Consider the following 22,466-nt stretch of genomic DNA (forward strand, 5'->3'; position numbering starts at 1 on the left):
AGCGCGGGCGAAAGTGCTTGCGGGACGCGGTTCATCCCCTGCTGAGCGATTCGCGGGCGTTCGCCGTGTGGCCGCGAGCACACCCGCAGTTCGAAGGAGGTAATGCTAACCTTACCTCCACTTAGTTAGGCCAGGGTAACCTTTGGAGGATCGTTGTCGACCACGGAACGCCTGCGGGTTGAGTATGTGACCGATCCGGCGGCAGCGATGTCCCGGCTGGCGGGGGCGGATCGGTTCGGCGAGTACGTGATGTACGAGCGTCCGGGGGAGTGGGTCTTCGCCGCCGATCCGATCGGCAGTGTCGAACTGGACGTGCGCGAGCTGCGCGTCACCTGGGAAGGTGAGACCACGACCAGCCGATGGGAGGGCAATCCGGCGGGCGTGATCGACCGCGCGCTCGGCGCGTTGCCCCTCGACGGGCGGAATGCCTACGGCTGGATCGGGTTCGAGTTCTGCGCTTGGGCGCTCGACGCCACGCGGCATCTCGATCCGCGCACGACTCTGGCGCACCTGATGGTTCCGCGTATCGAGGTCAGGGTCGGCGCGTTCGGCGTCCGGGTATCGGGTGCTACGCCGTCGGAGACCGGCGACATCCACGATCTGATCGCGCAGTCGCAGAACGCCGAACTGCCGCAGGCGCATCCGGCCGACATCCGCATCGATCCCACCGGCTACCGCGACCGGGTGGCCGAGGCGGTCGGCGAGATCCAGGCCGGGCGTTATCAGAAGGTCATCCTGTCCAGGAAAGTCGATCTGCCGTTCGCCGTCGACATTCCGGCCACCTACCGGCTCGGGCGCGCGCACAACACTCCGGCGCGGTCGTTCCTGCTGCGGCTCGGCGGCCTGGAGGCCGCGGGCTTCAGTCCGGAGCTGGTCGCCTCCGTGGACGACGATCGGGTGGTGACCACCGAGCCGCTGGCGGGCACCCGCGCGTTCGGCCGCGGCGCCGCGGCCGATCTCGCCGCCAGGGCCGACTTGATCACCGACCCGAAAGAGATCGTGGAACACGCGATCTCGGTGCAGACCTCGTTCTCGGAGATCGCGGCCGTCGCCGATCCCGGCACGCCAGCGGTGTCGGATTTCATGGCCGTACGGGAGCGGGGCAGCGTGCAGCACCTTGCGTCGACGGTGCGCGGCCGGCTGGCCGCCGACCGGTCCAGCTGGGACGCGTTGGAGGTGCTGTTCCCGTCGGTGACGGCTTCGGGAATTCCCAAGCGGGAGGGCGTCGACTCGGTGTTCCGGCTCGATCACGACCCGCGCGGGCTGTATTCCGGTGCGGTGGTCACCGTTTCGCCGACCGGCGCGCTGGAGGCCACCCTCGTGCTGCGCGCGGTGTACCAGAACGCCGAAGGAGCCTGGTTGCGCGCGGGCGCGGGCATCGTCGGCCAGTCCCGCCCGGAGCGGGAGTTCGAAGAGACCTGCGAGAAGCTGGGCAGCATCGCGCCCTACGTCGTCGAAGCCTGAGTCGCACGGGCAGCGCGCCGACGGTGCGCTGCCCGTTCCCTCGGCGCTACAGCTCGGCGCGCAGCGCCTTCTTGTCGATCTTGCCGACCGCCGTGATCGGCAACTTGTCGCTGCGGCGCAGCACGTCGGGCAGTTTGTAGGTGGCCAGGCCGCGCGCGGCGAGGAAGGACTTGAGCTCGGCCAGCGTCGGCATCTCGCCGTCTACGACCAAGACGGCGCAAACCTTTTCGCCCAGCGCCGCGTCGGGCAGCCCGACCGCGGCGGCGTGCCGGACGGCGGGATGGGCGAGCAGATGTTCCTCGAGTTCGTCACACGAGACGTTCTCGCCCCCACGGTTGATCACGTCTTTGATCCGGCCGGACACCACGAGGTGCCCGCTGGGCAGGCGGCGGACCAGATCGCCGCTGCGGTAGAACCCGTCGGGGGTGAAGGCGCGCGCATTGTGTTCGGGTGCGCGATAGTAACCGCGGATGGTGTACGGCCCCCTGGTCAGCAACTCGCCCTCCGCGCCGGGCGCCACATCGTTGCCGTCCCCGTCCACCACGCGGATCTCGTCGGCCGGTGAGAGCGGCCTGCCCTGGGTGGTGTGCAGCAGTTCGGCCGGGTCGTCCAGCCTGGTGTAGTTGATCAGGCCCTCCGCCATGCCGAACACCTGCTGCAGGGTCGCGCCCAGCGCCGGGGTCACCTCTTTCGCGTTGACCTCCGCCAGTCGTGCGCCGCCCACCTGGAGCAGGCGCAGCGAACTCAGGTCGGCCTCTTCCCATTCGGTCGCCGCGCACCAGAGTTGGGCCAGCGGCGGCACGACGGCGGTGACCGTGACCCGGTGCCGCTCGATCGCCGCGAACGCGCTCTCCGGGCTCGGGTCGCCGACGAAGGCGACCGCGCCGCCCACTCCGATGGTGCCGAAGATGCCGGGGCAGGCCAGCGGGAAGTTGTGGGCGGCGGGCAGCGTCGCGAGATAGACGTCCTCTTCGGTCAGCGCGCACACCTCGGCGCCGGCGGTGGCGTTGTAGACGTAGTCGTCGTGCGTGCGCGCGATGAGCTTCGGCAGGCCGGTGGTGCCGCCGGACACCAGCATCAGGGCGATGTCGCCCGGATCGATCTCGGGCAGCTCGCCGCCGTCGCGCGGCACCGAGGCGAGGTCGGTGAACGGGCCCGGATCGCCGAGCACCAGCACGTGGCGCAGCGACGGCACCGCGTCGCGCACGGTCGAAGCCAGCTCGCGGTAGTCGAAGTCGGCCACCCGGTCGGCGACGATGTAGCCGACCGCGTCGGAAAGCCGCGCCAGATGCTCGATTTCGGCCCTGCGGTGCGCGGGCAGGCTCAACACGGGGATGATCCCGGCGCGTAGCAGGCCGAACAACACGGTCAGGAACTCGGGCACATTGGGCAGCTGCACCACCACGCGGTCGCCGGGAGCGATGCCGAGCGCCAGCAGCCCGTGGGCCATCCGGTCCGCGGCGGCGTCGATATCGGCGTAACTGCGCGGGCCCTCCGCGTCGAGCAGCGCGGGACGCTGGGGCTGCCGGAGTGCGCTCGCGCGCAGCAGATCACCGAGCGGGCGCCCGGCCCAGTAGCCCGCGGCCCGGTACTCCGCGGCCGCGTGGGCGGGGAAAGATACATAGCCGTCGCGATGCGCGGACTCGGTCGGTGTGGAAGTCACGGTCTGCCTCACAAATCAAGCAAAGGGTTCCCTAAGTAGGTTAGGCAACCCTACTTCACCCCGGGTGTGTTCGAACCTGCCGCCGTGCGCCGCCGCGCACTAGACTTTCCGGCATGACCAGGTGGGACACCTCGAACATCCCCGACCAGAGCGGCCGAAAGTTCATCGTGACCGGGGCCAACAGCGGCCTGGGAGCCGAGACGGTGCGCGCACTGGCCGCGGCGGGCGGCGAGGTCGTGCTCGCCTGCCGGAACGTCGCCAAGGGCGAGCGGGTGGCCGCCGAACTGGGCGAGCGGGCGCAGGTGCGCGAACTGGATCTCGCCGATCTCGCCTCGGTCCGCGCCTTCGCCCAGAACGTCGACGGGGCCGATGTGCTGATCAACAACGCCGGTGTGATGGCGGTTCCCGAAGGCCGCACCGCGGACGGATTCGAAAAACAGATCGGCACAAACCATCTCGGTCACTTCGCGCTCACCGGGCTGCTGCTTGACAAGATCTCCGACCGGATCGTCACCGTCTCCAGTGGTGCGCACCAGGTCGGCAAGATCGACCTGGACGATCTCAACTGGGAGCGGCGCAAGTATCAGCGGTGGGCCGCATACGGGCAGGCCAAGCTGGCCAACCTGATGTTCGCGCGCGAGCTGCAGCGCAGGCTGACCGCGGCGGGCTCGGCGAAACTGTCGGTCGCCGCGCATCCCGGCTACGCGTCCACCGAGTTGCAGTCGCACACCGAGTCTTTCCTCGACCGGGTGATGTGGGTGGGTAATCGGCTGTTGGCGCAGAACGCCGCGATGGGCGCGCTGCCGACGCTCTACGCCGCGACCGCCGAAGTCCAACCGGGCGGCTACTACGGCCCCACCGGGCTCGGTGGCATGCGGGGATACCCCGGCCCGTCCGGATCGTCGAAGGCGTCCAGGGACGAGAAGGTCGCGGCCGACTTGTGGGAGCTGTCGGAGAAGCTGACCGGAGTCAGCTACGACTTCACGAAATGAACGCCACCCACCTCGAGCCTGATGTGATCCACGTCTCATAAGGCGTTGTCACACTCCGTCTTTCCGCGTCGTCCTCTTGATGAACCCAAAGGGAACGACAAGGACGGACATCATGGAACAGCGCTTCGAACTCTTCGGCAACTCGGTCGGCGCCAGCTTCATCAAGCGGCTCACCACGGCCTCCAAGGTGATCAACGATTCCACTCTGGACGCCGCGACCTATGAGTTGGTGAAGATTCGCGCCAGCCAGATCAACGGCTGCGGTTACTGCACCGACATGCACACCAAGGACGCCGCGCACGCGGGCGAGACCTCGGTGCGGCTCAACCTGATCGCCGCTTGGCACGAGGCCACCGTCTTCACCGAGGCCGAGCGCGCCGCACTGGCGCTCACCGAGGAGGCCACCCGGATCGGTGACGGACGCGCGGTCAGCGACGCGGTCTGGCAGGAGGTGCGCAAGCACTACGACGACGACCAGATCGCCGCCCTCATCGCCGCCATCGCGATGATCAACGCCTGGAACCGGATGAACGTCATCGCCCGCACCCCCGCGGGCAGCTACGTCCCCGGCCAGTGGGGGTGAATCCGGACTACATGGCATCGCCCGCACTCCGGCGGGGTGATACCTGCTCAGACCGTGGGGATGAGCCGAATTCCGGCAACACCTGCGCCGTTCGCGGCCTCTTTTCTCGTGTGCTGCGAACGGCGTTTGTAGGGGCTGCTCCGGGTGTCCCTGGAGTCAGCGTTCGATTGAGCAAAGGCCAACAGTGGTGCCCGCGCAGGTGATCCCTCGTACACCGGGACTGTTGCGCCCCAGCACTTTCGAACGCAACCACACCGGCCCAGCTCCCGGTTTCGAGCGAAGCGAGACCGAGCCTGTTCCGTTCGCGGCCCGGCTCGCGTCCGAGTGGCCGCCGCGTACGCGACGAAGGAGCAAGCGGCGGTCACTCGGACGCGAGCCACAAGAGGGCCGCGAACACGCCGCGACGAAGTCGCGGCCAAACGTCACGGCACGTAGCGCCGCAACCGTCTTGCCGCGAATTCCCTGAAGTACGACAGCTTTTCGGCCGGGACGATGGCCGGGAGCAGGAAGTACCACGCGCGTTCCATCCGGACCGCCATCTGGTCGATGGATTCGGTGCCGACGGCGATGATGTGCACGCCCGCGGCCATCTCCTGCCACAGCAGGCCGATGACCTCGGCGTCCAGGTCGGCGATCAGGTCGCCCTGGGCGATGGCCCGCTCGGCGAGCAGCCGGTAGGTGTCGCCCCAGTTCTTGGCGATGTTGTCGCCTTGGGCGCCGCGGTAGTCGCCGATCTGGTGGTTGAGCTTCAGCATCGCGCCGACCATCGGGTCGTTCATGGATAGATCGGCGACGACATAGGTGATGCCGATGCACGCTTCCAGCGCGGGCACCCTGGGATCGAAGAAGCCCTGACACGAGCTGGTCAGTCGCTCGTTGCCCTGGTCGACCACGGCGCGCGCCAGCTCTTCCTTGGAGCCGAAGTGAAAATACAAGGCGCCCTTGGTCACGTTGGACTGCGCGATGATCTCGCTCAGGCTCGCGTTCGCATATCCCAAGCGCAGAAAGACATCGGCAGCGCCCGCCAGGACGGAGTCGCGGGTGATCTCCGCGCGCGCTTGCCTAGCCATCAGATCCGCCTGTCATCCCAAAACCAGCCATCCTGAAGTAGACCGACATCCCGAAGTTGACCGACTTACCGCCCGAACAGCACCCAAAGGATGGGTGAACCGTACCACCAGGCGCGCGCCCGGCAGCCAATTCGAGCATTCGGCGAGACCCGTCGCGCAATTTGCTGGTTAACAATCCGGGTCACTCACCGGCGCCCGCGCGCCATTCCGAACTCAGCTGCGGATCGGCTTCCAGATGGCTCAGCCCGTTCCAGCACAGGTTCACCAAGTGGGCCGCCACAACCTCTTTCGACGGTTTGCGCTCGTCCAGCCACCAGGTCGCGGCGGTGGCGACCTGACCGACGAGCGCCTGCGCGTACAGGGTGGACAGACTGGTGTCGAACCCGCGCCGCTCGAAATCTCCGGCCAGGATGTGCGCCACCTGATTGGTCGCCTCGTTGAGCAAACTGGAGTACCTGCCCTCGGCGGCGGCGGCGGGCTGATCGCGCACCAGAATTCGAAACCCGTCGGTCCGTTCCTCGATATAGGTCAGCAGCGCCAGCGCGACCTGTTCGAGCCGGATACGCGACCGGTTGCGGGTGAGCGAGGAGGTGATCATGTCCAGCAGCATGGACATCTCCCGATCGACGACGACCGCGTACAGCCCTTCTTTGCCGCCGAAGTGTTCGTACACCACGGGTTTGGAGACCTGGGCGCGTTGCGCGATCTCCTCGATGGAGGTCGCGTCGTAGCCGCGTTCGGCGAACAGCGCGCGCCCGATCTCGATCAGCTGCTGACGCCGCTGGGTGCCGGTCATCCGCGGCCGGGACACTCGATGCGACTCACCCGAAGACACCCTGCTCCTCCGCCCTTCCCGCGTTGTTGCCGGTCGTGAGTGCCGGGAAGGCCCCTCCGAGCCGACGGTCGCATGGCCGGGACAGCGCCCGGCGGATTGCCCTCGCGCGTGCCGGGTCAGCCGTCGCATCGGGCTCCGACGCACGACACCGACATTCGGATACCACTGTCCCAGACCGGTCGGAAGTCCGCTTCTCCGGGGCTCACGCAGACCGCCTCTCTGTGCCGCCTCTCCGCGCCTTCAGGCCGTACCGGTCGGCGAGCGCGGGATTCGCGTTCAGGTCCTGCGTGTGTGCCGCTCGGCTTTCGGGCGTCCCCGGTGAGTTACCCATGTCCGAACGAAATCAAGGGTCACGTAACCAATCGGCCGATTGCCGGAATCCGGTCGTCGGGCGCACGCTGTAGTCGCCGCAAGCAGGGCTCAGCGGGCGCGCCGGGCAGCGGCGGCGGCGATCGGCCAGCGGCGGGGCGGCCCTCCGCCGTCGGCGGCGACCTCCGGCGATCCGCGCCCTGAGCGCTGCCCGGCCGGAGGACGCCCGCGCTCCCCCGCTGGTCCGGCGCGAATACCAGAAGCGACGCGGAGAACAATTCGCGGGGAGGCGGCCGAGTATGCGAGGATTCATCCCGTGCCGTGGCACACCGGCGGGGGTTTCGCCAACCGCCGATGTGGCAATCCGCCGTGGTGTAATGGCAGCACATCTGATTTTGGTTCAGAGAGTTCAGGTTCGAGTCCTGGCGGCGGAGCTCGAGAGCACGATGACTTATCGTTGGCCCGCACATCGCTGACCAAGCACGACGACGCCCAGCACGAGGACAGGCAGCCGAGGGAGATCCATGCCACAGCAGACCGCCGTCGTCGTTCTCGCAGCCGGTGCCGGGACACGAATGCGGTCGAAGACCCCCAAGGTCCTGCATTCGCTGGCCGGACGGAGCATGCTCGCGCACGCGCTGCATGCGGCGAACGAGATCGACCCCGCGTACCTCATCACCGTGGTGGGGCACGATCGCGAACAGGTCGGCGCGGCGGTGGCCGCGGTCGCCGACGATCTCGCCAGGGAGATCACCCCGGCGATCCAGGAACAGCAGCTCGGCACGGGGCACGCGGTGCAGTGCGCGCTGGCCGCCCTGCCGGTCGGCTTCACCGGCGACGTGCTGGTCACCTCCGCCGACGTGCCGCTGCTGGACGGGCACACCTTGGCCGCGCTGCTCGACGAGCACCGCAGCTACGCCGAACGCCCCGCGGTCACCGTGCTGACCTTCGTGCCGCCGGACCCCAACGGCTACGGCCGCATCGTCCGCGACGCGGAAGGCCAGCTCGCCGAGATCGTCGAACACGCCGACGCCACCCCGGAACAGGCCGCGATCACCGAGGTCAATTCCGGCGTGTACGCGTTCGACGCCGCGGTGCTGCGCACCATGATCAGCCGCCTTTCCACCGCCAACGCCCAGCACGAGCTGTACCTGACCGACGTGCTGCGCCTGGCCAGGGAAGCCGGTCACCCCGTGCACGGCGCGCGCCTGGTCGACGCGGCCAAGGTCACCGGGGTCAACGACCGGGTGCAGCTGGCCTCGGCGGCCCGCACGCTCAACCGCTACATCCTGGAACGTCACATGCGCGCGGGCGTCACGATCATGGATCCGGCTTCCACCTGGGTGGACGCCAGCGTGCGCATCGGAAGGGACGCGGTGATCCGGCCCGGCGTGCAACTGCTCGGCAACACGGTCGTCGGCGAGGACGCGGAGGTCGGGCCGGACAGCACGCTCACCGACGTGATCGTCGGCGACGGGGCGAAGGTCGTCCGCACGCACGGCGAGGGCGCCACCATCGGCCCGAAGGCCACCATCGGCCCGTTCGCCTACTTGCGTCCCGGCACCATCGTCGGCGACGCGGGCAAGCTCGGCGCGTTCGTCGAGACCAAGAACGCCTCCATCGGCGCGCATTCGAAGGTCCCGCACCTGACCTACGTCGGCGACGCCACCATCGGCGAGTACAGCAACATCGGCGCGTCCAGCGTCTTCGTCAACTACGACGGCGTCAGCAAGCACCACACCGTCGTCGGCTCGCACGTGCGCACCGGCAGCGACACCATGTTCGTCGCGCCGGTGACGGTGGGTGACGGAGCCTATACGGCGGCGGGTACTGTACTGCGCAGAAACGTTCCGCCCGGAGCTCTCGCGGTGTCCGGTGGACCGCAGAAGAACATCGAGGGCTGGGTGCAGCGACACCGTCCAGGGACGGACGCGGCGCGCGCGGCGGCGGAAGCCATCGCGGCCAAGGAGATGTCGGGTCAGGCAATAGAGCAAAAGGATGGCAATCAGCAGTGACCGCGTCATGGATCGACAACCAGAAGAACCTGATGCTCTTCTCGGGACGCGCCCATCCTGAGCTGGCCGAGCAGGTCGCCAAGGAACTCGACGTCCACGTCACCCCGCAGGTCGCGCGGGACTTCGCCAACGGCGAGATCTTCGTCCGGTTCGAGGAGTCGGTGCGCGGCTCCGACGCCTTCGTCCTGCAGAGCTTCCCCGCTCCGCTGAACCAGTGGCTGATGGAACAGCTCATCATGATCGACGCGCTCAAGCGCGGCTCGGCCAAGCGGATCACCGCGGTGCTGCCGTTCTACCCGTACGCCCGCCAGGACAAGAAGCACCGCGGCCGCGAGCCCATCTCGGCCCGCCTGGTCGCCGACCTGCTGAAGACCGCGGGCGCCAACCGGATCATCACCGTCGACCTGCACACCGACCAGATCCAGGGCTTCTTCGACGGCCCGGTCGACCACATGCACGCGCAGGTGCAGCTGGCGGAGTACATCCGCACCAACTACAGCCTCGAGCACATCACCGTCGTGTCCCCCGACTCCGGCCGCGTGCGCGTCGCCGAGAAGTGGGCCGACTCGCTGGGTGGCTCGCCGCTGGCCTTCATCCACAAGACCCGCGACCCGCTGGTGCCCAACCAGGTCAAGTCCAACCGCGTGGTCGGCGAGGTCGAGGGCCGCACCTGCATCCTGATCGACGACATGATCGACACCGGCGGCACCATCGCGGGCGCGGTCAAGGTGCTGAAGGACGCGGGCGCGGGTGACGTGGTCATCGCCGCGACCCACGGCGTGCTGAGCTCGCCCGCCGCCGAGCGCCTCGCGAACTGCGGTGCCAAGGAGGTCGTGGTGACCAACACCCTGCCGCTGTCCGAGGACAAGAAGTTCCCGCAGCTGACCGTGCTCTCCATCGCGCCGCTGCTGGCCCGCACCATCCGCGAGGTCTTCGAGAACGGCTCGGTGACCGGTCTTTTCAACGGCAACGCATAGCACTCGTATCGCGAGAACGGCGGCTCCGGCTTCGGTCGGGGCCGCCGTTTTCGTGGCCGCGTTAGCCACGGCGCTCACTGGGGATACCGAGGGTATGAACCGTGACCCGTTGGAGACCGACATGGGCGACGACGAGCAGGAGGACGAGATCCGCGAGTACCGGCGCAACATCGAGGATCCGCCCGACGACCTGCGCATTCGTTACCACGAGGACGAGGACGACGGCACGCTCGGCATCGAGGACGAGCTGGGTGAGGAGTGGACGGCCCGCGACACGCGGGCCGAGGACCGGGCCGACGACCGATCCGCCGAGGTGGCCGCGATCGAGATCGTCGACGACGAGGACCTCTGAGCCCGCTCCGTTCCCGACGCGCCTGTAGCAATCGGCTATGACCGGGCGTTCGCCGTGGTAGGCATAGGTTGCGTGACCGGGACGACACGAGGAGGGTGCGATGAGCACGCCGAAGGATCCGGACCACACCGGCGACGAACAGCGGCCGCCGGAGTCGTCATCGGAGCCGGCCAGGGAGACCTCCGGTGACAAGCCCGCCGAACCCGCGACCGGCGCCACTCCGGCGCAGGCGCCCGGCGGGCAGCCCACCGAGCACGACCCCGCCGCCGCACGACCGCCGGAACACGAGGAGGGCCCGGCCGACCAATGGTGGCAGTCCAGCAGCCCGCCTCCCGCCGGACCGCTGGGCGGCCAGTGGGGCGCCGAGCCCAGCGGTCAACCCGCCGAACCACGCCCATGGGGCGCCAACGGCGGTGGTGAGCAGCAGTCCTGGGGCGCCGAACCCGCCGGGCCGGGGACGGCCTCGTCGGGGTCCGCGCCGCAGCCTCCGGCCGACGAACCGACGAACCGGTTCACGCCCGACGAGCACGCGCAATACGGGTCGGGCGGGCAACCGCCCTATCCGCCGACCGCACAGCCCGGCGAGTTCCAGCAGCCGCACCCCTCTCAGCAGCCGTATCCGCCGACCGGGCAGCCCCAGTACCCGCAGGGCGGTGGCTACGGCTATCCGGCGTCCGGGCCGCAGCAGCCGCAGTACGGCTACCCGCCCTATCCCCAGCAGGGATACGAGCCCTACGGCACCCCGCCGAAGCAGACGGGCAGCCAGGTGTACTCGATCATCGGTTTCGTCTGCGCGATCACCGCCGTGCTGTTCTGCCCGATCCTGTTCGGTCCGGCCGGGATAATCCTCGGCTTGATCGGGCGCAACAAGGGCGAATCACTCGGCAAATGGGCAGCGATCGCGGCGGCCGTCGGGATGGTGATCGGCCTCATCGTGGGATTCGCCGTGTTCGGCGGAGACATCACGACGTAGATTTTCGGTATGCGTCAATCGGGTGACATCAGCGCGGCGGGTGTGCGGGCATGACCGGATTCGCGGGTTTCCCGCTCGCTGGGCTGGACTTCTACGAAGACTTGGAGGCCGACAACTCCAAAGCGTTCTGGACCGCGCACAAGAAGATCTACGACGAGTCGGTGCTCGCGCCCATGAAGGCGCTCGTGGCCGAGCTGGAGCCCGACTTCGGGACGGCCAAGATCTTCCGGCCCTACCGCGACGTGCGCTTCGCCAAGGACAAGTCCCCGTACAAGACCGCGCAGGGCGCCGTGGTGCGCGCCGCGGCGGGAGTCGGCTGGTATGTCCAGATCAACGCGGCGGGCTTGTTCGTCGGCGGCGGTTTCTACCAGGGCTCGCAGGAGCAGCTCGCGCAGCTGCGCGCCACCATCGATGACGAGGTGCGCGGCCCCGAGCTGGCGGCGATCCTGGCGAAACTCACCGACGCGGGCTTCACCATCGGCGGCGAGAAGCTGAAGACCAAACCCAAGGGCTACGACGCCGACCACCCGCGCATCGACCTGCTGCGCCACAAGTCCATCACCTGCGGCCGGGAATTCGGCGCGCCCGCCTGGCTGGACACGCCGCGCACCGCGAAGGAGGTGCGCGCCGCCTGGGAGACGATGCGGCCGCTGGTCGAGTGGCTCGGCGCGGTGGTCGGCGGCGCGCCGTCGTGGTGAGCGCCGCCGCGAGGCCCGTGGTCAGCGCCGCCCGGCGAGCAGCAGTGCGAAGCGATCGTCCGGATCGGTCCACACGTGGCCGGTGGCGAAGCCCGCGGCGGCGAGTTCGGATGCGAGGCCGTCGACCCTGAACTTGGCGGAGATCTCGGTGCGCATCTGTTCGCCGCGGCCGAAGCGCACGGTGAGGCCGAGTTCGCCGACGGTGACGGTCATGTCCTCGCCGGCCTCGAGCCGCATCTCGATCCACTCCCGCTCGGCGTCCCACACCGCGACATGCCGGAATTTCTCCGGCGCGAAGTCGGCGCGCAGGCGAGCGTTCAACACGTGCAGCACGTTCCGGTTGAACTCGGCGGTGACGCCCGCGGCGTCGTCGTAGGCGGGAACGAGCACCGCCGGATCGGTGACCAGCCCGGCGCCGAGCAGCAGTTGCTCCCCCGGCTCGAGCACGTCGTGGATCCTGGCGAGGAATTCCGCCCGTTCCGCGGGGACCAGGTTGCCGATGGTGCCGCCGAGGAACGCGATCATCCGGCGTCCGCCGCGCGGCAGATTGTCCAACGAGTCGGTGAAATCGCTGACCACACCGTGCACCCCGAGGCCGGGGAATTCGACCGCGACCTGATCGGCGGCCGCGCGCAGCGCCGCGGACGAGACATCTTGCGGCACATACTTCTTCAACGGACCGCGCGCGCTCAGAGCGGTGAGCAGCAGACGGGTCTTCGCCGCCGAGCCCGCGCCGAGTTCGACCAGCACCTCGGCCTGAGCGGCGTCGGCGATCTCGTCGACCACACGCTCGAGCAGCGCGCGCTCGGTCCGCGTCGGGTAGTACTCGGGCAGCTCGGTGATGCGCTCGAACAGCTCGCTGCCCTTGGCGTCGTAGAACCATTTGGGCGGCAACCACTTCGGGTCGGCGGTCAGCCCGAGCTCGGCGTCCGAGCGCAGCGCGGTGTTCAGGTCGTCTTCGGTCAGGTGGATGTCCAGCGTGACTGCGGTCATGGCACCGGCCTTTCAGAGGAGGGGGTCGACGGACAACGCGCCGGGCCTGGCGCTCACCAGGCTGCGGTCCGGGATCGGCTGCCAGCGGGGGTCGTCGTCGAACGGTTCGGAGGACACGAGGGCGAAATCATCGGTGACCAGCACCGATAGCGAATGGTGGCAAGTGGTCGCCCACAGTTGGGCGCCATCGGAGAGCAGGAGGTTCAGGCGCGCTTGCGGCGCCCGATCGAGGACCGCGGACACGAGCAGCCGCAGTGCCGCCGGAGCCGCTGACCACTCGCCGTCCGGGGCTCCGGTGGACAGCAGGTCGCACAGCAGCACCCAGAGCGTGGCCGCGTCGGTGGCCGATTCCGCCTCCAGCAGCCGCGCCGGAGTGAACAGATCCTCGGCGCCGAGGTCGCTCGCGACGATGGCGAACTCGGCCGCCACGTCGGTGAGGGTGCGCCGCCAGTCGGGCACGACGCCGTTGTGGCTGAACGCCCAGCGGTCCCGGGTGAACGGTGCGCACGCCGACCGCTCGACCGGCATGCCGACCGTGGCCGACCGCACCGCCGCCAGCACCGCGGCCGACTCCAGCTGCGGCAATACCTCTTCCACGGCCGGGTCGGTCCAGATCGGCGCGGCGTTGCGGTAACGGCTGACGGTGACCGTGTCGTGTTCCGAGCCGCGCCACCAGGCGACGCCGAAACCGTCGGCGTTGATGGTGCCGCCGTGCCGCATGTCGCGCGGCGCCCACGCCTGGGTGCGCAGCGAATGGGAACCGAGGGTCACCATGTCGCCCACCCGCACCGGCGGGCCGACGTAGCCCAGGTGTCTACACATCCGCACCCGCCGTCGCCGGGCGCGGGCCGCGCGCCGCACACCATCGCCGGGCACGACCGGCGCCGCTCACTCCCCTTCTCCCGGCCGCAGATCCCGCGCCAGGCGGAACCCGGCGAAGATCTGGCGGCGGATGGGGTGATCCCAGTTGCGGAAGGTGCCGCGGCAGGCCACCGGATCGGTGCCGAAGGAACCGCCGCGCAGCACCCGGTAGTCACCGCCGAAGAACACCTCGGAGTACTCCCGGTAGGGGAACGCGCGGAATCCGGGGTACGGTTCGAAACCCGAAGCGGTCCATTCCCACACGTCCCCGATCAACTGGTGCACGCCCGCGGCAGACGCACCGGCCGGATACGCGCCCACCTCGGCGGGCTCCAGGTGCCGCTGCCCGAGATTCGCGGTGGCGTCATCGGGATCGGCGTCGCCCCAAGGGAATCGGCGCGACGCGCCGGTGGCGGGGTCGAATCTGGCCGCCTTCTCCCACTCGGCTTCGGTGGGCAGGCGCTTGCCCGCCCAGTTCGCGTACGCCTCGGCCTCGAACCAGCACACGTGCACCACCGGCTGCCGGGGACGCAGTGGGGTCATCACCCCGAACACCCGCCGCCACCAGCGCCCGGACGGATCGCGCTCCCAGAACTGCGGCGCGACCAGGCCCGCCTCGACGCGATGCGCCCAGCCGCGCTCGGACCAGAGTTCGGGGCGGTCGTAGCCGCCGTCGTCGACGAAGGCCAGGTACTGCTCGTTGGTCACCGGCGCGGCGTCGATCGCGAAACCGGCCACGTGGACCGGATGGGCGGGACGCTCGTTGTCCAGCGCCCACGGGTCGGTCGAGGTGCCCATGGTGAATTCGCCCGCCGGGATGACGACTTCCCCGCCGACGGTCGCCGTCGCGGCAGGCGCGTCCGCCGCGGCGAGCACGGCGGCGCCCGTGCGCAACTGGTGGGTGGCCAGCATGGTCTCGTCGTGCTGCTGCTCGTGCTGGGCGATCATGCCGAAGGCGAATCCGGCGTCGAGCAGCGGACGGCCGCGCAGGTCGCTGCGCTCGAGCACGTCGAAGACCTTGTCGCGCACGGTGCCGACGTAGTCGCGGGCCTGGGCGGGATCGAGCAGTGGCAGCGTGGGCCGGTTCGCGCGGGCGTGTTTGAAGGCGTCGTAGAGCTCGTCGATGTCGGCGCGCACCGGGTCGCGTCCGCCGACGTCGCGCACGAGCCAGAGTTCTTCCTGATTGCCGATGTGCGCCAGGTCCCAGACCAGGGGGCTCATCAGACGCGAATGCTGGGCCACGAGTTCGGCTTCGTCGACGCAGTCGGTCAGCGTGAGCGTGCGCTGCCTCGCGCGCGTGAGAACGGCGGCGATCCGGTCCCTGAGCTGTTCGGTGCCGGAGTTGTCGGTCGGGGCGGGATGGAAAGTGGTCACTGGAAACATCTCCGGGATTCGTGATGATCGTCGTGGGCGTGAGCGGCCTCGGTGCGGCTGCGGCCGATGGGGCACACGCCGGTCCGATGGACCGGGTGGCCGTCGGGAAAGCGCGGCTCGGTGCTGGTCACGTCACGGCCTCCGGAGGCCGCGGATCGAGGCGCTCGGTGGCGTCCTCGGTCGGCGTGCGACCACGGCGACATCGTTCGGCGGCGGATTCGACGGCGCGGGCCGCGTCATCGGTCGCGGTGTGCTCGGCCGCGAGGCGCAGCAGCGCGACCGCGCAGGCCCGGATGTCCGGATCGGCCAATCCGTAGCGCGCGGCATCGACCCAGCGGCCGGCCTGCGGCGCCGCGATCGAGCTCGCCTCCGCGACCACTTCGGGGCTGGACATGAGCGCGTCGAAGACGTGCACCGGAACGGTCCACGCGTCACCGGGCTGCGCGTCGATGTAGCGGACCTCCAGGTGGCCGGACGCGCGCACCGGCGGGAACAGCGTGGTGAGGTGATACGCGAGATCGCCGGTATCGGGGCGGCGGCCCACCTCGTCGTCCAGCGCGCCGGACAGCCAGTCGGCGAAGGTGGCCCCCGGCGGCGCGGACCACTCGGCGCCGTCGCCGCGTTCCGCTTCGTCGCCGGGCCCGCGCACGCACAACAGCGGCACGTCCAGCGCCCATCTGCCGTAGGCGGCCACCGGATCGGTCCAGTCCAGCACCGGCGGACGGGTGCGCGCGTTGTCCAGCCGCAGCCAGGCCCGCATGCGCTGGGAGGCCCACGTTCCCGGCGGCGCGCCACGCAGAACGGGTGAACAGGCGAAGGCGGCCAGCAGTGCCGGGCCGACGGCGTACAGGGCGGTCCACCGCGCGGTGACGTCCGCGCGGTCGGCGCCCGCGTCGACGCTGACCTGGGTGGCCGCGGTATTGCACATCATCAGCTTGCCGAACGGTCCGATACCGCCGAAGGAGCGCTCCATCGCGCGGTAGCGCGGAAGCTGAAGCAAGCGTTTGGGGCGGCGGTCCGCGTCGGCGGCGACGGAAACGGGGCGGATGGCCCGGGATTCGAGAAGTTCCCGCAACAGGCGGGCATCGTCGCGCAGCCGATCACACAGCTGGGCGGCAGCGTCGTAAGGAGCGCTGGAGAGTTCGATTTGACCACCGGGTTCCAGAGTGACCCGGCTGCCCCCCGGCAGCGTGAGCGCCGGCGAATCAGGGGCGATGGACCGTGGTGCGTACGGTCCGAGAGCGTCCGCCAAGGCGGACAACTGGGGGCGCGGAGCCGCCGAAGGACCCGACGCCGAACACTCACCCTGCACCGTGAGCCATTCGAGTTCGGCGCCGATCAGCGCGGGTGGCCCGAGCTTGAAGCACACTCCGCCGATAAAGGCTTCCGCCGCCGCGCGGGAGGACAGTTCTCCCTGCTCGGTGGCACAACCGGCCGACTCAGGACTCTCGAGCGTGACCGCCATGCCAACCTCCAGTGGGCGTCGGGACGTTGTCCGCTGTTCTTGGTTATCGCCATTCGGCGTGGAGGTATTCCACTCCAAGGCCGAAATCCACGTGCGGCGATCCATCCAGCGTAGCCACGCCGACCGACAAGAAACCGACATGAAGCCGAACAATCCACCCGATAAGGTCGGCTCCATGCTGGATGACGCCCGCGTACGAGCCGACACTCCCGGATGCGTTTCCGGGCCGGAACCAGGACCCGTTTTCCTCGACAGCGCCGGATCGTCGCTGCCGCCGCGGGTCGTCACCGACACCGTCGTCGCCCATCTGCGGCGGGAAGCGGAGATCGGCGGCTATCGCGCCGCGAACGAGCGGCTGGACGATCTCGCCGATGTCAAGACCGCGATCGGCGCGCTGATCAACGCCGAGCCCGAGAGCATCGCGCTCAGCGACAGCGCCACCCGGTCCTGGGCGGACTTCTTCTATTCGGTCCCGCTCGCGGCGGGCGACCGCATCCTGGTCTCCGAGGCGGACTACGCCAGCAATGCGATCGCCGCCCTGCAACGCGCCCGCGCCACCGGCGCCACGGTGGAGAAGATCCCCAGCGACGGCAGCGGGCAGATCGACCTCGACGCGCTGGCCGACCTGGTCGACGAGCGGGTCAAGCTGGTGTCGGTGCTGCACGCGCCGACCAACGGCGGGCTGGTGAATCCGGCCGCCGAGGCGACCAGGATCGCGCACTCGGTCGGCGCGCTGGTGCTGCTCGACGCCTGTCAGTCCGCGGGGCAGTTGCCCTTGGACGTGGCCGAGCTGGGTGTGGACGCCCTGTCGGCCACGGGTCGCAAGTGGCTGCGCGGCCCGCGCGGCACCGGATTCCTGTATCTGCGGCCGGAGTTGGCGCGCTCGCTGGAACCCGGACGGCTCGACCTGCACAGCGCGGAATGGACCGGCCCGCACGACTACCGGCTCGCGCCGGACGCCAGCCGCTTCGAATTCTGGGAATGCGACGTCGCCGCCCGCCTCGGCCTCGGCGCCGCCGTGCGGTATCTGCTCGAGCTGGGCCCGGAGAACGTCTACGCCGCGATCGCGGCCCGCGCCGAGCACCTGCGCAAGGCGCTGCCGGAGATTCCCGGCGTCACCGTGCGCGATCAAGGCATCCGGCACAGCGGCATCGTGTCGTTCACCGTCGACGGCGTGGAGCCCGTCGAGGTGCGCGACCGGCTGCTGGCACAGGACATCACCGTCACGGTCAGTCACGCGAGTTCCACCCTGCTCGACATGACCGGCCGCGGCCTGGCCTCCGTCGTGCGCGCCTCGCCGCACTGCTTCGTCGGCTTCGACGAACTCGACCGCTTCGTCGCCGCGGTGGCGCGGCTGCGCGGCTGAACCACGAGGAACAGGTCAGGCCAGGTGCACCGCCAGTGCCCTGGCCACCAGAGCCGCCGCGTCCGCTTCCGGGTCGACCAGGCGCAGGCTGCGATTGGCCCGCGCGGTGGCGATTCCGTGCACATTGGTCCACAGGGCGATCGCGCGGTGGCGGGGATCGATCGCGCTCGATTCCGCCGCCGCGCCGACCAGCTCGGCGAACCGCGCGAACAGCGGCAGGCTGACCGACCGCAGGTTCTCGCCGGAGCCCTCGAGCAGGTCGTGCCGGAACATCAGGGTGAACATCTCCGGCCGCCGCGCCGCGAACTCGATGTACTCGCCGCTCATCCCGGCGAGCCGGTCGCGCGCCGCCCCGGCGTCCACCGCGGCGAACCGGTCCGCGAGGTCGGCGAACCCGCGCGCCGCGATGGCGGCGAGCAGTGCGCGGTGGGTGGGGAAATAGCGCCGCGGCGCACCGTGTGAGACGCCCGCGGCCCTGGTGATGACCCGCAGTCCCAGTCCGGCGGCGCCGACCTCTTCGAGCAGATCGACGCCCGCGTCGACCAGTCGATCTCGCAGCGACTCGCTCTCGGCCATGTGGACATTGTCTACGCCCGCCGCTGCCCCATCGCACGCCGGGCGTAGACACTGTCTACAAGATCGGGTAGACAATGTCTACGCTCACTCACCAGGAGGTTCCCGTGTGGTATCCGCTCTTCAAGTACGTCCTGCTCGGTCCGCTGCTGCGGTTGCTCGGCAGGCCGGTGATCGAAGGGCTGGACAACGTTCCGCGCACCGGGCCGGTGATCATCGCGGCCAACCACCTCGCCGTGATCGACTCGCTCTACCTCGCGCTGGTCGTGCCACGGCGGGTGACGTTCCTGGCGAAGCAGGAGTACTTCACGGGGAAGGGCGTGCGCGGCCGGATCAACCGCTGGTTCTACTCGGTCTCCGGACAAGTCCCGGTCGATCGGACCGGTGGTGACGCGGCCGCCGCGGCACTGACCGCCGCCACCCGCATCCTGGCCGACGGCGGGGTCTGGGCGATCCATCCCGAAGGTACCCGTTCACCCGACGGGCGCGTCTATCGCGGCCGCACCGGCACCCTGCGGGTCGCCATGGCCACCGGCGCGCCCGTCGTTCCGGTGACCATCTCGGGCACCGATCGGGTGAATCCGCGCGGCAGCCGTCTGCTGCGTTTCGGCAAGGTGCGCATCACGTTCGGCGCGCCGCGCCGCTATCCACCCGCCGAGCAGCGCCACCAGGTGCGCGCCGCGACCGACGAGTTGATGCGCGAACTGGCCGCCCGCTCGGGCCGCCGCTACGTCGATCATTACGCCGCGACCTTTCCGGCCGCCGTTTCGCGCCCCTGACCTGCGCCCCTGGAAATGGGGTTAACGCTGAGTCACTATGGCGTGATAGTTGGGGGAGGCCGCTTCCGGCGACGGTTGGTGATGGAGGAGTTGGGACTTTGAGCAGGTTCACCGACGAGATGTACGCGACCGCACAGACCTCCGAGCGCGGACTGGTGACCGGCGAGCCCGGCTCCCCGTTGCGGCGCACCTGGACCGAGATCCACCGCATCGCCCGGCGCATGGCGGGCGGACTGGCCGAAGCCGGCATCGGGCACGGTGACGCGGTCGGCGTGCTCGCGGGCATGCCGGTCGACATCGCCCCCGCCTGCCAAGCCGTGTGGATGCGCGGCGCGTCGATCACCATGCTCCACCAGCCGACTCCGCGCACCGACCTGGTGGTCTGGGCGCGCGACACCGAAACCGTGCTGACCATGATCCAAGCGCGCGCGGTCGTGCTCGGCGCGCCGTTCGAGGCGGCCGAGCCGCTGTTGCGCGAACGCGGCATCACCGTCGTGCGCATCGACCAACTGCCCGACGGCCCCGATACCGATCCGGTGCCGACCACCGAGGACGATATCGCCTTGCAGCAGTTGACTTCCGGCTCGACCGGCTCGCCCAAGGCGGTGCGGATCACGCACGAGAACTTCTTCGTCAACGCCTACGCCATGTTCGACCGGGTGAAATTCCAGCTCGACGACGACGTGATGGTCAGCTGGCTGCCGCTGTTCCACGACATGGGCATGGTCGGATTCCTCAGTGTCCCTATGCAGATCGGCGCCGAAGTGGTGTGCGTGACGCCGCTGGACTTCCTCACCCGGCCGCTGCTGTGGGCCGAGCTGATCAGCAAGTACCGCGGAACTGTCACCGCCGCACCCAATTTCGCTTACTCGCTGCTGGCAAGGCGGCTGCGGCAGGCCGACGACGGCGCGTTCGACCTCAGCAGCGTGCGGTACATGTGGAACGGGGCCGAGCCGGTGGACCCCGACACCATGGAGGCGCTGGCCGAGGCCGGAAAACGCTTCGGGCTCAACCCGATGGCGCTCACCCCGGTCTACGGCATGGCCGAGACCACGCTCGCCGTATCGATCCCCGACCCCGGGCACGGACAGGTGCTCGACGTGATCGACGCCGATCTGCTCGAGGCGATCGGCAAGGCGGTGCCAGTTCCGGAGGAGCACGGCCAACCGGCGAACATCCGGCGATTGCCCACCCTCGGCTACCTGGTCGACAACCTGGAGGGCAGGATCGTCGACAGCGAACGTCAACCGCTGCCGCCTCGTTCGGTGGGTGTGATCGAATTGCGCGGTCCCGCGGTCACTTCCGGGTACCTGACGGTGGACGGATTCCAATCGGCCCAGGACGAAGACGGCTGGCTGGACACCGGCGACATCGGCTACTTCACCGACGAGGGACTGATCGTGGTGTGCGGCCGGATCAAAGACGTGATCATCATGGGCGGTCGCAACATCTACCCCACCGATATCGAGCGCGCCGCGTCCAGGGTGAAAGGCGTCCGGCCCGGCAACGCGGTGGCGGTGCGCCTGGACGCGGGGCAGAAGCGGGAGAGCTTCGCCGTCGTGGTGGAGAGCGGGAGCCACCAGGATCCCGAAGAGGTCAAGCGCATCGAGCGCGAGATCGTGCACGCGGTGTTCGCCGAGGTCGGCGCACGGCCGCGCACCGTCACCGTGCTCGGCCCAGGGGCGTTGCCGAAGACGTCCTCCGGCAAACTGCGCAGGGCGGCGACCGCGATCCATCTGTGAACGGATCCGGAGCACCGGTCACCGAAGCACTGGTCAGCGGCGGCCCGGGCCTCGTACCGCCCGTCCGACGGGCTGGGCCGCCGGGACGCCGCAGCGGGATCGCTGCCCTACGGCGATCCTCGGGGAAGGCCGACTCGTTCCCGGCGGAGCTCGCGGCTCAGTGCACTTGGTTCTGCGCGGTCTCCAGCCCCACGCGCAGCAGCAGTTCCACCGCGTCGGCGGCCTGCTCGACGATCACCGGGACCTCCTTGCGCTCCGGCGCCGAGAACGGCTTCAGCACGTAATCGGCCGGGTCCTGGCGGCCCGGCGGGCGGCCGATGCCGATCCGGGTGCGCAGGTAGTCCTTGGTGGTCAGGGCGCTGGAGACGGAGCGAAGACCGTTGTGCCCGCCCTCGCCGCCGCCGCGCTTGAGCCGGATCGCGCCGAACGGCAGGTCGAGCTCGTCGTGCACGACGATCACCTCGGTCGGCGGCACGGAGAAGAATTTCGCCAGCGCGGCCACCGGCCTGCCGGACAGGTTCATGAAAGAGCGCGGCTTGGCGATCAGCACCTGGCGTCCGTCCAGCCGCGCCTGCAGCAGGTCGGCACCGGATTTCTTGTGCACACCGAAACGGCCGCCGACGCGCTCGGCGAGCACGTCGGCGACCAGGAAACCGACATTGTGCCGGGTGCGCTCGTACTCGGGACCGGGGTTGCCCAATCCGACGACGAGCGCGGGCCCGGCGGACGATTCGGTACTACTCAGCGCTCTCGCCCTCGGCCTCGGCCGCACCCTCGCCCTCGACGGGCTCGGCGGCCGGGGCGGCGATGACGTTGACGATCAGGGTCTCGGCATCGGCGGCCAGGCCGACGCCCTCGGGCAGCTGCAGCTCGCCCGCGGTGATCTGGGTGCCTGCCTCGACGCCCTCGACGGAGACCTCGATGGCCTCGGGCAGCTTCAGCGCGTCGGCCTCGACGGAGACGGTGGTGGCTTCCTGGGTGACCAGGGTGCCGGGGGCGGCGTCGCCGGTGACGGTGACGTTCACGTCGGCGGTGACCTTCTCGCCGCGCTTGATGATCAGCAGGTCGGCGTGCTCGATGTAGCGGCGGATCGGGTGCACGACGACGGACTTGGTCAGCGCGAGCTGCTTCTTGCCGTCGATGACGAGGTTCAGCACCGCGTTGGTGCCGTGCTCACGCAGGATGGCGGCGAAGGCCTGGGCGTTCACCGAGAGATGCTGCGGATCGGACTGGTGGCCGTACAGCACGGCGGGGACGTTGCCCGCACGACGGGTGCGGCGCGCGGCACCCTTGCCGAACTCCGTGCGTACGGCTGCTTCGAGAAGGTTGACGTCGGACATGACTGGATCTACTCCTACGGCTCTTCCGGGCTGTCAGTTACA

21 protein-coding genes and 1 tRNA gene are annotated in these 22,466 nt (G+C 69.5%); 12 read left to right on the top strand and 10 right to left on the bottom strand.

Annotation, left to right across the window (positions count from 1 at the left end):
* Positions 1–153: 153 nt before the first annotated feature.
* Positions 154–1,464 carry a nocobactin biosynthesis salicylate synthase NbtS gene (gene nbtS, locus NB3_RS01455; protein WP_067795268.1) on the top strand — a complete coding sequence of 437 codons (1,311 nt, stop codon included), beginning with the start codon at positions 154–156 and terminating at the stop codon, positions 1,462–1,464.
* Positions 1,465–1,510: 46 nt separating this feature from the next.
* Here nbtS and NB3_RS01460 read toward each other — a convergent pair whose 3' ends face one another.
* A complete protein-coding gene (locus NB3_RS01460) occupies positions 1,511–3,127 on the bottom strand; it encodes a (2,3-dihydroxybenzoyl)adenylate synthase (protein ID WP_067795809.1) in 1,617 nt (538 codons plus the stop codon).
* Positions 3,128–3,240: 113 nt separating this feature from the next.
* Here NB3_RS01460 and NB3_RS01465 point away from each other — a divergent pair, with 113 nt between their 5' ends.
* Both NB3_RS01465 and NB3_RS01470 read left to right on the top strand, forming a co-directional pair.
* On the top strand, positions 3,241–4,119 hold the full coding sequence (locus NB3_RS01465) for an oxidoreductase (RefSeq protein ID WP_067795271.1): 879 nt from the start codon (positions 3,241–3,243) through the stop codon (positions 4,117–4,119).
* 112 nt (positions 4,120–4,231) lie between these two features.
* Positions 4,232–4,702, top strand: coding sequence for a carboxymuconolactone decarboxylase family protein (locus NB3_RS01470; RefSeq protein WP_067795274.1), 471 nt, complete (start codon positions 4,232–4,234; stop codon positions 4,700–4,702).
* Between the two features lie 422 nt (positions 4,703–5,124).
* Here NB3_RS01470 and NB3_RS01475 read toward each other — a convergent pair whose 3' ends face one another.
* Entirely contained in the window at positions 5,125–5,772 is a 648-nt protein-coding gene (locus NB3_RS01475) for a TetR family transcriptional regulator (RefSeq protein WP_067795276.1), read from the bottom strand.
* Between the two features lie 181 nt (positions 5,773–5,953).
* Positions 5,954–6,568, bottom strand: a complete 615-nt coding sequence (locus NB3_RS01480) for a TetR/AcrR family transcriptional regulator (RefSeq protein ID WP_067795280.1) — start codon at positions 6,566–6,568, stop codon at positions 5,954–5,956.
* Positions 6,569–7,279: 711 nt separating this feature from the next.
* On the opposite strand from NB3_RS01480, the gene NB3_RS01485 reads away from it, so the two are divergent.
* From NB3_RS01485 to NB3_RS01510, 6 genes are all read left to right on the top strand, one after another.
* Positions 7,280–7,350: transfer RNA gene (locus tag NB3_RS01485), tRNA-Gln, on the top strand.
* A gap of 90 nt (positions 7,351–7,440) precedes the next feature.
* Positions 7,441–8,931 carry a bifunctional UDP-N-acetylglucosamine diphosphorylase/glucosamine-1-phosphate N-acetyltransferase GlmU gene (glmU, locus tag NB3_RS01490; RefSeq protein WP_067795283.1) on the top strand — a complete coding sequence of 497 codons (1,491 nt, stop codon included), beginning with the start codon at positions 7,441–7,443 and terminating at the stop codon, positions 8,929–8,931.
* Positions 8,928–9,908 (top strand): ribose-phosphate diphosphokinase, encoded by a 981-nt coding sequence (locus tag NB3_RS01495; protein WP_067795286.1) that lies wholly within the window; start codon positions 8,928–8,930, stop codon positions 9,906–9,908. Before glmU ends, NB3_RS01495 begins: the two co-directional genes overlap by 4 nt.
* A 94-nt stretch (positions 9,909–10,002) precedes the next feature.
* The gene (locus NB3_RS01500; protein WP_067795289.1) at positions 10,003–10,260 is read left to right on the top strand and encodes a hypothetical protein; all 258 of its coding nucleotides are present in this window, start codon (positions 10,003–10,005) and stop codon (positions 10,258–10,260) included.
* Between the two features lie 100 nt (positions 10,261–10,360).
* The gene (locus NB3_RS01505) at positions 10,361–11,233 is read left to right on the top strand and encodes a hypothetical protein (protein ID WP_067795291.1); all 873 of its coding nucleotides are present in this window, start codon (positions 10,361–10,363) and stop codon (positions 11,231–11,233) included.
* Positions 11,234–11,283: 50 nt separating this feature from the next.
* Complete coding sequence (locus NB3_RS01510; RefSeq protein ID WP_067795294.1) at positions 11,284–11,931, top strand: DUF2461 domain-containing protein; 648 nt, start codon at positions 11,284–11,286, stop codon at positions 11,929–11,931.
* Between the two features lie 21 nt (positions 11,932–11,952).
* Here NB3_RS01510 and egtD read toward each other — a convergent pair whose 3' ends face one another.
* The 4 genes from egtD to egtA all read right to left on the bottom strand — a co-directional run bounded on the left by egtD (position 11,953) and on the right by egtA (position 16,624).
* Positions 11,953–12,924: an L-histidine N(alpha)-methyltransferase gene (gene egtD / locus NB3_RS01515; protein ID WP_067795297.1), complete on the bottom strand. Its 972-nt coding sequence runs from the start codon at positions 12,922–12,924 to the stop codon at positions 11,953–11,955.
* 12 nt (positions 12,925–12,936) lie between these two features.
* Positions 12,937–13,746 carry an ergothioneine biosynthesis protein EgtC gene (egtC, locus tag NB3_RS01520; RefSeq protein WP_067795299.1) on the bottom strand — a complete coding sequence of 270 codons (810 nt, stop codon included), beginning with the start codon at positions 13,744–13,746 and terminating at the stop codon, positions 12,937–12,939.
* Between the two features lie 66 nt (positions 13,747–13,812).
* Positions 13,813–15,159, bottom strand: a complete 1,347-nt coding sequence (gene egtB / locus NB3_RS01525; RefSeq protein ID WP_244891730.1) for an ergothioneine biosynthesis protein EgtB — start codon at positions 15,157–15,159, stop codon at positions 13,813–13,815.
* A 127-nt stretch (positions 15,160–15,286) separates the two neighbouring features.
* Positions 15,287–16,624, bottom strand: coding sequence for an ergothioneine biosynthesis glutamate--cysteine ligase EgtA (egtA, locus tag NB3_RS01530; protein WP_067795304.1), 1,338 nt, complete (start codon positions 16,622–16,624; stop codon positions 15,287–15,289).
* A gap of 175 nt (positions 16,625–16,799) precedes the next feature.
* Between egtA and NB3_RS01535 the strand changes: the two genes are divergently transcribed.
* Positions 16,800–17,990, top strand: a complete 1,191-nt coding sequence (locus NB3_RS01535) for an aminotransferase class V-fold PLP-dependent enzyme (RefSeq protein ID WP_067795812.1) — start codon at positions 16,800–16,802, stop codon at positions 17,988–17,990.
* A gap of 15 nt (positions 17,991–18,005) precedes the next feature.
* Here NB3_RS01535 and NB3_RS01540 read toward each other — a convergent pair whose 3' ends face one another.
* The gene (locus NB3_RS01540; protein ID WP_067795307.1) at positions 18,006–18,566 is read right to left on the bottom strand and encodes a TetR/AcrR family transcriptional regulator; all 561 of its coding nucleotides are present in this window, start codon (positions 18,564–18,566) and stop codon (positions 18,006–18,008) included.
* A 104-nt stretch (positions 18,567–18,670) separates the two neighbouring features.
* Between NB3_RS01540 and NB3_RS01545 the strand changes: the two genes are divergently transcribed.
* Both NB3_RS01545 and NB3_RS01550 read left to right on the top strand, forming a co-directional pair.
* Complete coding sequence (locus NB3_RS01545; RefSeq protein WP_067795310.1) at positions 18,671–19,342, top strand: lysophospholipid acyltransferase family protein; 672 nt, start codon at positions 18,671–18,673, stop codon at positions 19,340–19,342.
* Between the two features lie 98 nt (positions 19,343–19,440).
* A complete protein-coding gene (locus NB3_RS01550; protein WP_067795313.1) occupies positions 19,441–21,084 on the top strand; it encodes a fatty acyl-AMP ligase in 1,644 nt (547 codons plus the stop codon).
* Between the two features lie 157 nt (positions 21,085–21,241).
* Here NB3_RS01550 and pth read toward each other — a convergent pair whose 3' ends face one another.
* A complete protein-coding gene (gene pth / locus NB3_RS01555) occupies positions 21,242–21,829 on the bottom strand; it encodes an aminoacyl-tRNA hydrolase (RefSeq protein WP_067795814.1) in 588 nt (195 codons plus the stop codon).
* Positions 21,822–22,424, bottom strand: a complete 603-nt coding sequence (locus tag NB3_RS01560) for a 50S ribosomal protein L25/general stress protein Ctc (RefSeq protein WP_067795315.1) — start codon at positions 22,422–22,424, stop codon at positions 21,822–21,824. The genes pth and NB3_RS01560 overlap by 8 nt, the downstream gene beginning before the upstream one ends.
* Positions 22,425–22,466 lie beyond the last annotated feature (42 nt).

Source organism: Nocardia beijingensis NBRC 16342 (assembly GCF_001612785.1).
In the GTDB taxonomy this organism is placed as follows: Bacteria; Actinomycetota; Actinomycetes; order Mycobacteriales; family Mycobacteriaceae; genus Nocardia; species Nocardia beijingensis.